Here is a 13683-nt window from a genome sequence, read left to right on the forward strand (position 1 = left end):
CGATATGGCAGAGTTCCTCGAATGGCGCAAGACCAGGAAAAAAGGTGATTCAAAAGTAGTTCGGATTGGCTAGCACAATCTCAACGAGGATCATTTTACACACAATAATGGACTTGACCAGAATCAGGCCTCTTATCGCCAATTTGTGTATGAAATTTCGTATGAAATCGAGCGATTCGATCCGGGCGTCGCACATTATGTATGATTTTTCGTCTACCTTTGCTGGATCATGGCTCAAATCGTGTTTTGTGTATGAAATTTCGAACAAAATCCACTAATTCGTTACGAAGTATCTAAAAGTCCCTATCAGCGCCCCGAAATTCGCTATTTTCGGCTGCCTACCAAGTTTTTGAGCATATTGGGAACGGTTTTACCTTATTAGCGAATTTCCATTCGTTAATAGAGCATATCCGTTCCTAAAACCGGGTTTTCGAAGCGAAATCGGGGTGAAATAGCGCCCAGCGATGTCTTAAGAAGGCACTTTCGTTCCCAAACCGGAAAAAGTACAACTCAGTTCCACGCAAAAGCGAAGCACACCCACCCAAAAGCGAAGCACACCCCAGCCAAAAGCGTAGCTCACTCCCACGCAAAAGCGCAGCGCATCCCCACTCCGCAGGCGCCGCGGTACGCGATGTTTCCTTTCGTTACAACGACACTTATGCAGTTGCCGCGCGACTTGGCGTGTCCGATTAATTTTCACTGCGGTCACGGACAAATTCATCTTGCGATTTTATACCCTCTGTTGTATATTTATTCATATTACTTGAAAATGAACCGGAGCGTTGCGGGAGGGGAACACCATGCCGGCGATATGCAGAAAAGCAACCACGGACGATGTGGAGGCATTATATCAATTAATAGAAGGGTATGCGGAGAAAGGAATTATGCTGCCGAGGTCGCGCAAAGTGCTGCTGGAGCAGATCGACAACTTCGTCGTCGCTGAGAGCGAAGGAACGGTCGTCGGCTGCGGCTCATTATGCCGGCTAGGCAGCGATTTGGTGGAAATACGGTCGCTCGGCATCGTGGAGACCCACAAGGGACAAGGTCTTGGCACACTGTTAGTGGACTACCTGGTCGAAGAAGCGAGAGCGCAGCAAATTCCGAAAGTGATGGCGCTAACGTATGAAGCGAGATTTTTTCAAAAAAACGGATTCGAAGTCGTGCAAAAAGAAATTTTTCCCGAGAAAGTATGGACGGACTGCGTACATTGCAAAAAACAGCATTGCTGCGACGAAATTGCCGTGTTGAAAATATTGAGTCTGACGTAACGCCATTCTTTGTCGACTTGCATATTTTGGGAGAAACGCGTGACTGCCGGTTTTTTGAGGTTGTAAGAGGAGGGGGATCGCAACGGATGAACATCGCCCTCGGCCCAAGCAAACCGCCCCATCATTAGAACATACGAATGACTAATGATGAAGCGGTCTTTTGGCGTTTCAATCGATTACCGCTTAATGTTATGCGCCTCTTTAAACCTCCGAATTTCCTCAATCGCTTTCTTCTGTCCCCCGGCGGCTCGCAAGCCGTCTCCGATCCGGGCGCTATGAACCGCATATTCGGGCGTTTGCAAAATTTCTTCGACGGCATCGCGCAAACGGTCCGCCGTCATCGTGTGCCGATCCAGCATGATTCCCGCGCCCAACTCCGCGACCCGTTCCCCGACCATAGGTTGATCCGCCGCCATCGGAACGACAATTAGCGGAACATGATAGTATAGCGCCTCGTTGACGCTGTTCATCCCGCCATGCGTAATGAACAAATCCGAACGCTGCAATATTTCCAACTGCGGGGCGAATCGAACGACGGTGAAATGAGGCGGGATTTTCCCTTCAAGCGCATTCAGATCCACTTGATTCCCGACCGACATGATCACTCGCCCGTCGAAGGAAGACAACGCTTCGCAACAAAGCTCATACAACGATCTGACGTCATTGTACACCGTACCCATCGAAATATAGATCGTTCGTTTGTCACGGTCACGCTCCTCGGTTTGACAATTCGCCGCCGAATCAAACCGGTTCGTCAAACATGGGCCGATAAATTTAAACCGGCCATCCAACGTCCCGCCGAAAGGTTGGAATTGTTCGGACGTGAAAACGAGATTGATATTTCCTTCGTTGAAAAATACGTTATGAATTTCGATCCTCCGTTTTAGCCCGAATTTACGCTCGATGCCGGCGGCCAAGACCCTGAACCGTTTCAAGAGGAGCAGATTTTCCTGCAACCGATTGGCTTCCTTGTCCGATTTATTTGTAAACCGTTCGGCATGTATAAAGGATGTGCAGGCAGCGATATGCGGAATGCCCAACAAATCGGCGATCGCGGTTCCGCAGCCGTACATGGAATCGTGAATGAAATAATCGAAGGAATGCCGTTCCGCCAATTCCATAACAATTGGCAGTATCACTTCGTATGACTTCAAAATCTTTAGCACGAAAGACATATATAGCTGGGTATCGAAAGGATTGTCCCGGCTCAGAAAATTATCGTAAGCGACGAATGCAACGTTCAACCGTTCCAGTTGGCTGCGAAATTCATGGCTTGATACATAGGTAACTTCCTCCCCAAGGGCCGCCAATTCTTCCACCAAACCTACAGTCGGATAGACATGCCCGCTGGCCGGGCCATTGACAAATAAAACTTTTGCCATATATTTTCTCCTTTGCCGTCCCGTTTTTGCGAAATGAAGCGTCTGAATTCGAGCGGAGTCATGCCTGTGCCGGATTTCACCATTCTGCTTAAGCGGCTGGGATCGGATATGCCAACGAATTTGCAAATTTCCTTCACGGTATATTCGGTTTGAGCGAGCAATCGCAACGTTCGATTCAGCCTTAACCGATTCAGGAAACGGATCGGGGAGACGGCAAATATTTTGCTGAATTCCTGGCAGAAATAGTTGGGATGGTATCCGATCGATTGTGCGATATCGTGCAGAGACAAATGCGGATTGCCCATATTGACTTTCATATAACGGGTAGCGTAAATTATTGATTTTCCGTTGATGAGATCGAGCGGTTTCCGCTTAATATTTGTATCATGCCGGCGGGTTTGCCGCTCAGAAACGATGTATTGCATAAATTCGGACGCTAAGCAAGCAACGAGACTCGATAGCTTAATTTTACAAGATGCGGATAATGGTTGCGCTTTCAAAGATTCGATCAAACGGAGCATATCACGGACATGCGGCGTTGCTTTCATTTCTACGGGCTGCGCCGTTTCCGTCAATTCCTCCATAGAGAGGAACAATTGCGATTCGAAGGATAGACAGGAGTAGTTAGAACAAGTTGTCTTAACACGAATGGGTATACCGGGCGGGGCGAAGAGGAGTTCCGTTTCTTCTCCGGGGCAATCCAGCCATACGATCTGAAAGTACGGGCTGATCCATTCCGGCGACTCCGGCGAATGGAAGGAAATGAATGTAACCGGAAAGGAATGTAATAGAGCTTCAAGCATAATCATGTCACCTCACCTAGTAAAAATCCTGAAGAATAAACAAGAATCTGAAGAATTGTTTATTGTCGGCCTATAGTACAAAGAGTAAAATTATGTCGTGGAATAGTTTTCTTTAACTACTATACCATCACTTGGTTAATTTGTTAAGAGGTGGAATCATGTTGTCGGTTGATAGTCAGAAATTCGACAAGGCTGCATTCGAAGTCCGTTATCGCGAAATGCGCAACAGAGAAGAATACCGTAATCCGGTAGGCCAAAGATATGCCATATGCCTGCATCATGCCTTCGATCTGATCGCCGCTGTTTTATACATGAAGGAGCGTGACGGTTCGGTTCTACTGATGCATGGCAGCACTCCGTTCGAGTCGGCGCTTGAATTGGCCGAACAATCGGGCTGCTCTTACTTGATCTATCGCAAGTGGGACAACCTATATCGTCTATCTGCATCCGCTGCCGATTACGCGCCTTCGATCTTGCAGTATAGTTCGGGCACATCCCGGGCTCCGTCGCTTATCGCGCGGGAATGGAAACAGGTCGATACCGAAGTGGACGGTTATAACGATTTGTTTGCGGAAACGCCGGTTATGCAGCCCGTTATTCTGGTCTCGGTAACGCATTCCTTCGGCTTGATTACAGGCGTGATGGCTTCCGTTGCAAGGGGGGACGAACCGATTATCGTTGAGGATAAAAATCCGAAATTCGCGCTTCATACGATCAGATCGTTGCGCAGACCCATTGTATATGCCGTTCCTTTTCTTTTTCATGTTATGGATGCGCTTTCGAAAGGAGAGGATCGTTTTTACAAGATGGTCGTATCGGGCTCGCCTCCTTCCGAGGTACTCCTGGATCGGATGAAATCGCGAACGGAGGAAGTGTGGCAGCAATACGGCTGCACCGAGGCCGGCTGCATATCGGTCAGCAAACGTCCATGCTCGGCGACCGATGTGGGGATTCCGTTGAAGCATCTTCGCGTTACGATCGATGCAAGCGGCGGCGGCGGGGAAGGAAAAGGGGAAATCGTGGTTGCGAACGCGAACGGCACAAACCTGGTCAGGACGAAAGATATGGGCTGTTACGATCTTCGTACCGATCGGCTGCATGTATTCGGCAGAATGGACGATTTGATTAACGTTTCGGGTTTCAAAGTCATCCCTGCCGAAGTAGAGTCTGTCATTCTGCAAATGCCCGGCGTGAAGGAATGCATTGTGCATAAAACCGGTCATAACATTTGGGGGGAAGCCGTTCAAGCCCTCATTGTCGGAGACGGATATATTGACGAATCAAGCATACGCTCTTGGTGCATAAAGCGTTTGCCTACCTATAAAGTTCCGAATACGATTCGGATCGTGGGGGAAATTCCGAGAACGGCTGCCGGTAAAATCAGTCGAAAACAATTACAAGAAATGGAGATGTGAATCAATATGACGCGAACAGACATAATCGGCGAATTGCGGACGCTAATGGCGGAGAACCTGGAATTGGACGTGCCCGAATCGCTGGAAGAATCGGCGCGATTGTTTGAAGATTTGGCTATTGACTCTATTATGGTGCTGCAATTAGTGGTCTACATCGAGGAACAATTTGATGTGAGCTTTCCTGAGGAAAGCCTGGATCCGGGAGCTTTTATGACCGTAGGCTCGTTAACCGATCTCATTGAATCGCTCCTTCCGTCGGCGGTGTAGCGATGAGCGGTCCGATTCGACTTGGAATGATCGGCTTCGGCAGAATCGTGGAATTGGTGCATTTGCCTTTGCTCAAACAACTATCCCAATTTCAAGTTTGCGGCATATTCGACATTACGCCGCAACGTTTATCGTTAGCGGCCAAGCGCGGGTTTCCCGTCTATCCGCATTTGGAGCAATTGTTGGAATCCTCCGTAGATGCCGTTTTAATCGCGACGCCGCCGGGCAGCCATTTCGAGCTTGCGCAAGCAAGCATGCGGTTCGGCAAACATATTCTGCTGGAAAAGCCTGTCACCGTTACGGCGGAAGAAGCGATTGAACTGCATCGTACGGCAATGCTGGAACAAAGAATTGTAACCGTTTTCCATAATCGGCGATACGATCAAGATTTCCTATTGGTGAAACGGATGATCGAAGAAGGCAGTTTGGGCGTATTAAAATTCGTGGAAAGAAGACATCATATGTTCGGGTCCGGAGCCGCTTTCGGCGTAAAATCATTTCGCCGGCAATGGCGGAATGAAAAAAGTTACGGGGGCGGGGCGCTTCTGGACTGGGGCGTTCATCTCATCGACCAATTACTGCAGCTCAAGTTGGGCCGGATCTCGGGGGTAAGCGCAACGATGGAACATTTATGGGGCGGCGACGATACGGATGTCGAAGACTATGTTCACGCGCTAATGAAAACCGATCGGAACATTCTCCTCTCCATGGACGTCAATTTCGCTTCCTCAGCCGGGGCGCCGATATGGATTGTAGGCGGGGATCAAGCTACCTTAACCGTAGCATCGAATAACGAAGCTTATCTGTACGAAGCGGGCAAAACCGTCAAGCCCGTTCGATACGAACACCCGTTGCGGGAAGGACCGGAACTGATTTATTCTTCCTTTGCCGATGCTGTGACGAATCAAGGAAAACTTGCCGTTACGCTGGAAGAAGCAATCGAAACGATGAAACTATTGGATCGGATCCGCGTTGTTTCGCAACCGAGTAAGGAGTATCCGGATGAGAATCTTATTTTCAGCGCCACAATATGAATATGAGATGATTCGGGAACAGTGGCTTGAAGCTGTGGCCAAAATCGCAAGGCAAGGCGTTTTCGTCGGCGGTCCTCCGGTTTCCGAATTCGAGGCCGCATTTGCCGCTTATCTTCAAGCGGAAGGAACGGTCGGAGTGGGGAACGGAACCGACGCCATTTATTTGGCTTTGCAAGCTTTAGGCGTGGGGCCGGACGACGAAGTGATTACGGCAGCCAATACATTCGTAGCGACGGTCGGCGCGATTCATCATACCGGAGCGCGTCCCGTGCTAGTCGACTGCAACGAACATTATTTAATCGACCTGGAGCGGGTGAAGGAATGCGTAACGTCCCGGACAAAAGCGATTATTCCCGTTCATTTATACGGTAAAATGGCCGATCTGAAAGAGATTGCGCCGTGGGCGGCCGAGAGAGGAATCGCATTGATCGAAGATTGCGCCCAGGCGGCAGGCGCAAGCCTTGACGGAATAGCGGCGGGACGATGGGGGGTGATGGGCTGCTTCAGCTTTTATCCGGATAAAAACTTGGGGGCGCTTGGCGATGGCGGGGCGGTAGTCTCTTCTTCATTCGAAATGATTGCAAAGCTGCGCAAATTAAGAAACCACGGCGGAGAGGTCCGATATCAGCATGAAATTTGCGGATATAATAGCCGGCTGGATCCCATTCAAGCAAGCGCATTGCAATTGAAATTGCGTTACTTGGACGATTGGAATAACCGCCGGAGGGAGATTGCTCGCCATTACCGCTTTTATTTAGGCGCAGTGGAGTTTCTTACGCTTCCGGAATTCGCGGACGACAATTCCCACGTGTTTCACTTGTATGTTGTAAGGGTCAAGTACGGCTTGCGCGATGCATTGAAGAAACATTTGCAGAAGAAAGGCGTACTGACGGCCGTGCAATATCCGGTCCCGGTTCATCGATTGCCCGCATACGCGCATTTAGGCTATAAGGCGGGCGACTTTCCCCATGCCGAACTTTACGCGGGAGAGATTTTGTCGCTTCCGATGCATGTTGCCATGACCGAGAACGAAGTTCGCTTTATCGCATCCGAAATCCGGACATTTTATGAATCTTGCCAAACTGTGGGGAGGTAGCGACCGAGATGACTTCCATGGAAGAAGAAATCAAACGATTTATCCGTGAGATTGTGGCGGATCTCTCTCATCACGCAAGTCTCGTACAGGGACATGAAGATACCAAATCGATTCAAAGCATGGGCATTGATTCGGTCATGCTGATTCATCTGATCGTTCGTCTCGAACTGTATTTCGATATCGTCTTTGAGGACGAGGAAATGCTCTTGGAAAATTTTGAAACCGTTCAAGCGATATCCGGGCGAATCATACCGAAACTGGGGGGAGCTTTAGGAGACCCGGCAAACAAATGGCTGGATTGCACTTTAGGCGCTTAGAACGCCGAGTGCATTCCAAAAGGGAGATAGATCGATGCAAAGCATACGGATGTACAGACGTTTGATCCAATACATGAACCCCAGACGGGGATTAACGGTTCTGGCCTTTCTATTGAACCTCCTCGGTCTGGCTCTCGGCCTGATTCAACCGTTTCTTGTCTCGCGTTTTATCGATCAAGTGCTGATTGATAAAAAGATGGACTTGCTCTTGCCCATTTTAAGCCTATCGATCGGCCTTTCGCTGGCCGCCGCCGCGTTTACGGTCATTGGATTCAGTATTTTTCGCTATCTGGAGGCCCGGACTACGCTTGATTTAAGAAATGTCGTCCTACGCCACATCAGAAAAATTCCTATCCCGGAAATCGAGAAGACAGGGCCCGGCAAATATATGGCGCTTATGGGGATGGATACTGCGACCGCATCGAAGTTCATGAATGTGACGGTCATTGACCTATGCATATTATGGTCGCAGATGTTACTTTCGTTTGTCATTGTTTTTATGCTGGATTGGAGACTGGGCGTGATAGCAGCGATTTCCATTCCGGTCGTGATGGCGATTCCCCGCCTTTACAGCAAGCCCATTCGCTGGGCGGTCGGCAATCTTCGTACGCACAACGAGGAGATCGGATCCTATCTATATGAGAGCATCCAAGGCTCGAGGGAAATTCGATCGTTCGGTCTGGAAGCATGGGAAGAACAACGCAACGAAATCATTTATAAAGACCTTATTAAAGTAAGCGTCAAAGAGGGTATGTTTCGGCAGCTATCCGGCCAGACGGGAACATTCGTCATTGCCCTGTTCGTCGTGCTCGTCTATGGATTCGGCAGCGGTCAAGCGATGTCCGGCGCTTTAAGCGTTGGGCTGATTATCGCTTCCGCCAACTATATCAATGCCGCGCTAAATCCGATTCAAAGAATGAATTACCTTGTTAGCGACTTGCTGGGCAGCGAGGTTGCCATGGGACGAATCGAAGCTTTCCTCCATACGCCGGCGGAAACGGCGTCAACGATTGAGAGCGATATCGCCGTAGTGGAAGAGAGCGTAAGAGAACATGAGCCATTGATCGAAAGCAAGGATCTCTCCGTTTCGTACGACGGAGTTCCGATTCTGACAGGATTGAATCTGGCAATCCGTCAAGGTCAGATGGCGGCGTTTGTAGGGAAAAGCGGCTCGGGCAAATCGACGTTGTTTAAAACGGTTCAGGGCTTCATGCCGATCGCTTCGGGGAATTTGTCTATCAACCGGATTCCGCTGGAGCAATGGCCGAGAAACGAGATTGCGAGGAAGATCAGCTATGTTTCGCAAGAAACGTTTTTATTCAAAGGCACATTGTTCGAAAATGTCGCGCTCGGCAAACTGGATGCTGCGGAAGATGAAGTTTACCGGGCTTTATGCGAGGTGGATCTGAAATCGTTTGTGGATTCGCTGCCTCACGGAATCCATACGCAGATTGATAATCAAGGGTCCCGCTTGTCCGGAGGGCAGCGGCAACGCTTGGCGATCGCTCGGGCATTGATCGGGAGCCCGGACATTCTTATTTTGGACGAGCCTACTTCGGCGCTTGACCGCCAAACCGAATTGCAGGTGCTTTCCAACATTCGGAAGGCGATGAAGGGAAAAACGATTCTTATATCGACTCATCGGCTGGAAAGCATCCGTTCGGCCGATCTCATTTATGTGTTGGAGCATGGGACCGTTCGCGATTCCGGCGGGCACGACGAATTAATGAAACGGTCCAAACTGTACGCCCAAATGGTAAAAACAAGCGAATTATTGGAGAAAGTGGCGCAAACGGGATGAGGGACCACCCGTTTTTCGGGGAAGGAGAGATGGCGTTGACTGGCGAGGCAACGGAAATGCGCGGCCACAAGCATATCTATTTAGGCTATATGGAATGTTTTTCCTCATGTATTCTAACCTACTTGCATATGACCGGCAGGGACGAACGGATCATGCTGCTTGATTACTGGAATTTGAAATACGATCGGCGAACGCTGTTATCCAGCAAAGACGCCAGACATATTGCGCTGAAATATTTATACGGTATCGAGCTGCAATTCGAAAAAGGCGATACGAACCGTTTGATCCATTGGATTCGCCAAGGTTATTCCGTTATCGCTTTTACTACGGCTTCGGGGCTGGACTATTTCCCTAGAGCGTATGTAACGATGGAATCCGCCGGCTTGAATCATGCGATTCTGATTTACGGTTGGAACGAACGCCAACGAACGTTCCTCATATCCGATCCGGTCGTTCATACATGGGCCGAGCTGACGTTGGAGCAAATGCTGCATGCCGGCATGGCGAGAACCGACAGGGAAGAGCTGCATTTTTTTATATTGTCCGGCGATTCTTCCCCCGTTTCTTCTCCCGACACGAACATATGCCTTGCCTATGCTTCCAATCGGAATCTTAAGCACTATCAGGCTACCGGCAACGTCAACCCCGATGTAAACAAGCCGGCGGATAAATGGAGTTCGATTAGCCTGCTGCTGCAAAATCGGAAAATCGGAATCAATGCGTGGACTTGTTTCGGAAATGACGTAAAAAATTCGTTGGATTGGACTCGTTCCAAACGAACGGCCTGGGTCAAGCAAAACAATCTATCGATTTCCTCCATCAAAAAAATCCGTTCCAAGATTTGGGGCGCTTATCGGGAACTGGCTTCGTTGAGCGACGATGCGGAATTAACGGGACAAAGGCATATGAACCAAATTGCCGCGGCTTGGAACCATTTAAATTTCCTGCTTCTTAAATATAATAACAAGCCGGAAGATCGTTCGGCGATGGCGGCATTAATAAAGCAAATTGAATGTTTGAAGGAATTGGAGCTGCGATTTTTAATGTGGCTGGACGAGGCAATGAGAAGAGGGGATGCCAATGCAAACTGATCTCGATGACAAAATTATAGAGCTTCTGCGTCGCAGTACAAGTGTGGGGCGAAATGCGGCGGAGATTGAGCCGGACACGGATCTGATGAACGATCTGGGCCTGGATTCCATTGCAATGGTTCATTTTCTCGCCGACGCGGAGGAAGAGTTTCAGATTACAGTGAAAGAGGAAGAAATAAGTCTCCCTATATTTAGTAACTTTCGTTCCTTGAAGGGCTATATCATACAAAAAATGGGAGCGAACCGTGGGTCATTTGGAAATGATTGAACACTCGCCGAAGGAGGGTCGATAATGGACTGGCTGCTGCGCAAAATGTCCGGCTTTGAACATCGGAACGCGATGATATTTGAAGATAAGCCGATCCGTTTCAAGGACATCGTTGCCGATTACGGACAATGGCTGCAAACGATCGAGGAACATGAAATTCGGCCGAATGAAGTCATCATGTTGGAAGGAGACTACTCTCCGAACGTATGCGCCGCGATCCTCGCATTTGCGGCCAATGGCAACACCGTCGTTCCGTTAACGGCGGGAACAAGATATAAGCAGGATGAAATGATGAGCATCGCCCAAGTCAATCGATGCATTCGCTTCCAAGGGAATCGCTATTCGGTTTCCAACCCGATCGTTCGCGAGCATTCCCCCTTGCTGGCGAATTTTACTTCACAAGGCAAGGCGGGCTTGATCTTGTTTACATCCGGAACGACCGGACAACCGAAAGCGATGCTTCACGATTTCGCCAAATTTCTTGAACGGTACAAGACGTCAAGAGAAACGTTAAGGACGCTAACATTTCTCCTGTTCGATCATATCGGCGGCCTGAATACGTTATTCCATACATTGGCCAACGGAGGGACGATTATTATTCCTTCGAGCCGCAATCCTAACGATATTTGCGCGCTCATCGAAAAATACAACGTCGAATTGCTGCCTACAACGCCGAGTTTTCTGAATTTGTTATTGTTATCGGAGGCCTATACTCGATACAACATCTCTTCATTAAAGATGATTACTTACGGAACGGAAGTGATTCCCGATGTTACGCTGCAACAAGTGCGAAGGGCGCTGCCTAATATCGAGTTGCGTCAAACCTACGGGCTGTCGGAGATCGGAATATTGCGGGCTAAATCGAGGAGTTCCGATTCGCCTTGGCTTATGATCGGCGGCGAAGGGATCGATACCAAGATCGTGAACGGCATCCTTTACATCCGATCCGAGTTTGCAATGGAAGGATATTTGAACGCTCCGAATCCGTTCGACGAAGACGGATGGTTTCATACCGGAGATCGGGTTTGCGAGGACAACGGATATATTAGGCTGCTTGGCAGGCAGTCGGAAATGATCAATGTCGGGGGAAGAAAAGTATACCCGGTCGAGGTCGAGAATGTTTTGATGCAAATGCCCGAATTGGCCGACGTTGCCGTCAAAGGGGAGCCGAATATGCTGCTGGGGCAAATGGTGACAGCGGTTGTAAAGTTGGCGGTACCGATGACGGGACAGGAATTGAAGGGAAAGGTCCGCATGTTTTGCCGGGATAAGCTTGAAGATTTTCAAATCCCCGTCAAACTGTACATTCAAGAAGAACCGTTATTTACAGATCGGTTTAAAAAAATGCGAAGATAGGATGAATGCGGCGAGTTTAATCAAAGAGATGAGGTGGGTTCGGCATGAATGGGATTTTGGACAAATTAAGCCCATACGGAAGATTGCTCTTATATACGAAGTCTTCCATGACCGATTTGTTGGAGTTATATTACGATTCGCAAGTGAAAGTGAATGTCGTTAATCAGGTTACGGGTCATGTACCGGAGAAAGTGCAACATCTGCTAAGCTCAAAAGCGGACTTCGATTCCGCCGGGAACGTCGCCGTAAGAGAAGTGGACATTTATGTCGCGGGAAACGATCGGACGCCTGTGCTGCATGCCATTTCATTAGTCTATTTGGACAACCTTCCTGCGGAAGCCGTTCAAGACTTGAACGACAGTCAATTGCCTATAGGGCGGGTCATCGACAAATACAAATTGGAGACGATTCGCGATATTCTGGAAACGGGAGTGGCCGGCAGCGAAAGCCTGAATTCCCACTTTCGTTCCACATCCGAATTATTGTTTTTCAAAAAATACAGCATTATCCATCGATCGAAACCGATCTTCCTTATTATCGAATTTTTCCCGTGTCAAGAGCTTGTCGAAATTGCCTGAATCCGGCATGTTAAGTTTGTGCAAACGATTATCGAGGAGATGGACCGATGACGATTCCCATTGCCGCCTATCAAGGATCATTGCATTTGAATTGCCGCAAAATGCAATTCATTAGTTATTTAAGCGCGATCAACGCTCCCGTCGAATTGCTTTTTTATAACGCTATGGAAAAAACGGATGAATTATTTCAGCAAATCGTATGCGAGGGGAAATCAAGGTATCAGTATAATAGCAGCCTGCTCGGCAAAGAAGACTTGGAACTGGTAGGCATTCAAGAAAAAGCGATTTTATGCAAAGACATAAAGCAAGCGGAACGTTCCATTAAGGACATGATTGACAGAGGAAAAGTCGTTTTTATTTGGTTGGATCAATTTTATTTTGCACATCGCGTTTACTATTTAAAAAATCACTTTTTTCATTCATTTATTATTTCGGCATATAAACAAGAGGAACGGGAGACGTTCTATTATTTGCATGATTTTGATCCCGATTTTACCGGGTTTGTGGATGAAAATGCAATGGCGAAAGCGTTGGAATATTCGAAATATCCAATCGAGTTGGTTTATTTGGATTATGATCCGTCTGCCTTGCAATTCGCTCAAATACAATCTCTTTTTCAAGATCGGATGGATCGTAATGACGATACGTTTTCTTTATATGAGTGGATTTTTGCGCAAGTAGACGAGGATATGAATGATGAGACATTAACGAAAATAGATCATGCGTTAGCCATGGTCACGGGATCGAGATATTTGCTCTCCAAATATTTGACTCAAGTGAAATCCGGTCAAGCGGTGATTGCGCAGGCGGAATATATCGCGAACTTTGCCCAGTTGATTAAGAACGTGTTTATCAAATATACGATAACAAGGAAAATAAACAAAGAGAAACTGAAAAAGCTGATTCTCAACTTGAAAATGAATGAAGCGAACCTGAAAAATGAATTGCAAAATAGACAACATAAAATCCTAGTGCCAAAGCGGCACTAGGATTTTATCACCTTCGGC

14 protein-coding genes are annotated in these 13683 nt (G+C 48.1%); 12 read left to right on the plus strand and 2 right to left on the minus strand.

Annotated elements, in window-relative coordinates; translation table 11 throughout:
• The first annotated feature begins 800 nt into the window (after nucleotides 1-800).
• Entirely contained in the window at nucleotides 801-1268 is a 468-nt protein-coding gene (locus KQI79_RS00005) for an N-acetyltransferase (protein ID WP_216536160.1), read from the plus strand.
• Nucleotides 1269-1444: 176 nt separating this feature from the next.
• Here the strand turns inward: KQI79_RS00005 and KQI79_RS00010 are convergent, their stop codons facing one another.
• A complete protein-coding gene (locus KQI79_RS00010; RefSeq protein WP_216536161.1) occupies nucleotides 1445-2650 on the minus strand; it encodes a macrolide family glycosyltransferase in 1206 nt (401 codons plus the stop codon).
• Nucleotides 2593-3459, minus strand: coding sequence for a helix-turn-helix domain-containing protein (locus tag KQI79_RS00015; RefSeq protein ID WP_216536162.1), 867 nt, complete (start codon nucleotides 3457-3459; stop codon nucleotides 2593-2595). Before KQI79_RS00015 ends, KQI79_RS00010 begins: the two co-directional genes overlap by 58 nt.
• A gap of 152 nt (nucleotides 3460-3611) precedes the next feature.
• Here KQI79_RS00015 and KQI79_RS00020 point away from each other — a divergent pair, with 152 nt between their 5' ends.
• The 11 genes from KQI79_RS00020 to KQI79_RS00070 are packed head-to-tail and all read left to right on the plus strand — an operon-like array spanning nucleotide 3612 to nucleotide 13665.
• Nucleotides 3612-4868, plus strand: a complete 1257-nt coding sequence (locus KQI79_RS00020) for an AMP-binding protein (RefSeq protein ID WP_216536163.1) — start codon at nucleotides 3612-3614, stop codon at nucleotides 4866-4868.
• Nucleotides 4869-4874: 6 nt separating this feature from the next.
• On the plus strand, nucleotides 4875-5135 hold the full coding sequence (locus tag KQI79_RS00025; protein WP_216536164.1) for a phosphopantetheine-binding protein: 261 nt from the start codon (nucleotides 4875-4877) through the stop codon (nucleotides 5133-5135).
• A gap of 2 nt (nucleotides 5136-5137) precedes the next feature.
• Nucleotides 5138-6169 carry a Gfo/Idh/MocA family protein gene (locus KQI79_RS00030; RefSeq protein WP_216536165.1) on the plus strand — a complete coding sequence of 344 codons (1032 nt, stop codon included), beginning with the start codon at nucleotides 5138-5140 and terminating at the stop codon, nucleotides 6167-6169.
• Nucleotides 6138-7265 (plus strand): DegT/DnrJ/EryC1/StrS family aminotransferase, encoded by a 1128-nt coding sequence (locus KQI79_RS00035; protein ID WP_216536166.1) that lies wholly within the window; start codon nucleotides 6138-6140, stop codon nucleotides 7263-7265. Before KQI79_RS00030 ends, KQI79_RS00035 begins: the two co-directional genes overlap by 32 nt.
• Nucleotides 7266-7273: 8 nt before the next feature.
• Complete coding sequence (locus tag KQI79_RS00040; RefSeq protein ID WP_216536167.1) at nucleotides 7274-7582, plus strand: acyl carrier protein; 309 nt, start codon at nucleotides 7274-7276, stop codon at nucleotides 7580-7582.
• Between the two features lie 34 nt (nucleotides 7583-7616).
• Nucleotides 7617-9383 carry an ABC transporter ATP-binding protein gene (locus KQI79_RS00045; RefSeq protein ID WP_216536168.1) on the plus strand — a complete coding sequence of 589 codons (1767 nt, stop codon included), beginning with the start codon at nucleotides 7617-7619 and terminating at the stop codon, nucleotides 9381-9383.
• Between the two features lie 35 nt (nucleotides 9384-9418).
• Entirely contained in the window at nucleotides 9419-10474 is a 1056-nt protein-coding gene (locus KQI79_RS00050; protein WP_216536169.1) for a BtrH N-terminal domain-containing protein, read from the plus strand.
• Nucleotides 10464-10742, plus strand: coding sequence for an acyl carrier protein (locus KQI79_RS00055; protein ID WP_216536170.1), 279 nt, complete (start codon nucleotides 10464-10466; stop codon nucleotides 10740-10742). Before KQI79_RS00050 ends, KQI79_RS00055 begins: the two co-directional genes overlap by 11 nt.
• Nucleotides 10743-10766: 24 nt before the next feature.
• Nucleotides 10767-12098 (plus strand): ANL family adenylate-forming protein, encoded by a 1332-nt coding sequence (locus KQI79_RS00060; protein WP_216536171.1) that lies wholly within the window; start codon nucleotides 10767-10769, stop codon nucleotides 12096-12098.
• Nucleotides 12099-12142: 44 nt separating this feature from the next.
• Nucleotides 12143-12676 carry a chorismate pyruvate-lyase family protein gene (locus KQI79_RS00065; protein WP_216536172.1) on the plus strand — a complete coding sequence of 178 codons (534 nt, stop codon included), beginning with the start codon at nucleotides 12143-12145 and terminating at the stop codon, nucleotides 12674-12676.
• Nucleotides 12677-12723: 47 nt separating this feature from the next.
• The gene (locus tag KQI79_RS00070) at nucleotides 12724-13665 is read left to right on the plus strand and encodes a BtrH N-terminal domain-containing protein (protein WP_216536173.1); all 942 of its coding nucleotides are present in this window, start codon (nucleotides 12724-12726) and stop codon (nucleotides 13663-13665) included.
• The last annotated feature ends 18 nt before the right edge of the window (nucleotides 13666-13683 follow it).

This window comes from Paenibacillus sp. MSJ-34 (genome assembly GCF_018918005.1).
Lineage (GTDB): Bacteria > Bacillota > Bacilli > Paenibacillales > Paenibacillaceae > MSJ-34.

Bases quoted from the DNA above. Each gene is read 5' to 3' on its own strand.
- KQI79_RS00040 (WP_216536167.1), top strand. From the start codon at position 7,274: ATGACTTCCATGGAAGAAGAAATCAAACGATTTATCCGTGAGATTGTG.
- KQI79_RS00005 (WP_216536160.1), top strand. From the start codon at position 801: ATGCCGGCGATATGCAGAAAAGCAACCACGGACGATGTGGAGGCATTA.
- KQI79_RS00025 (WP_216536164.1), top strand. From the start codon at position 4,875: ATGACGCGAACAGACATAATCGGCGAATTGCGGACGCTAATGGCGGAG.
- KQI79_RS00015 (WP_216536162.1), bottom strand. From the start codon at position 3,459: ATGATTATGCTTGAAGCTCTATTACATTCCTTTCCGGTTACATTCATT.
- KQI79_RS00045 (WP_216536168.1), top strand. From the start codon at position 7,617: ATGCAAAGCATACGGATGTACAGACGTTTGATCCAATACATGAACCCC.
- KQI79_RS00060 (WP_216536171.1), top strand. From the start codon at position 10,767: ATGGACTGGCTGCTGCGCAAAATGTCCGGCTTTGAACATCGGAACGCG.
- KQI79_RS00010 (WP_216536161.1), bottom strand. From the start codon at position 2,650: ATGGCAAAAGTTTTATTTGTCAATGGCCCGGCCAGCGGGCATGTCTAT.
- KQI79_RS00070 (WP_216536173.1), top strand. From the start codon at position 12,724: ATGACGATTCCCATTGCCGCCTATCAAGGATCATTGCATTTGAATTGC.
- KQI79_RS00030 (WP_216536165.1), top strand. From the start codon at position 5,138: ATGAGCGGTCCGATTCGACTTGGAATGATCGGCTTCGGCAGAATCGTG.
- KQI79_RS00035 (WP_216536166.1), top strand. From the start codon at position 6,138: ATGAGAATCTTATTTTCAGCGCCACAATATGAATATGAGATGATTCGG.
- KQI79_RS00020 (WP_216536163.1), top strand. From the start codon at position 3,612: ATGTTGTCGGTTGATAGTCAGAAATTCGACAAGGCTGCATTCGAAGTC.
- KQI79_RS00065 (WP_216536172.1), top strand. From the start codon at position 12,143: ATGAATGGGATTTTGGACAAATTAAGCCCATACGGAAGATTGCTCTTA.
- KQI79_RS00055 (WP_216536170.1), top strand. From the start codon at position 10,464: ATGCAAACTGATCTCGATGACAAAATTATAGAGCTTCTGCGTCGCAGT.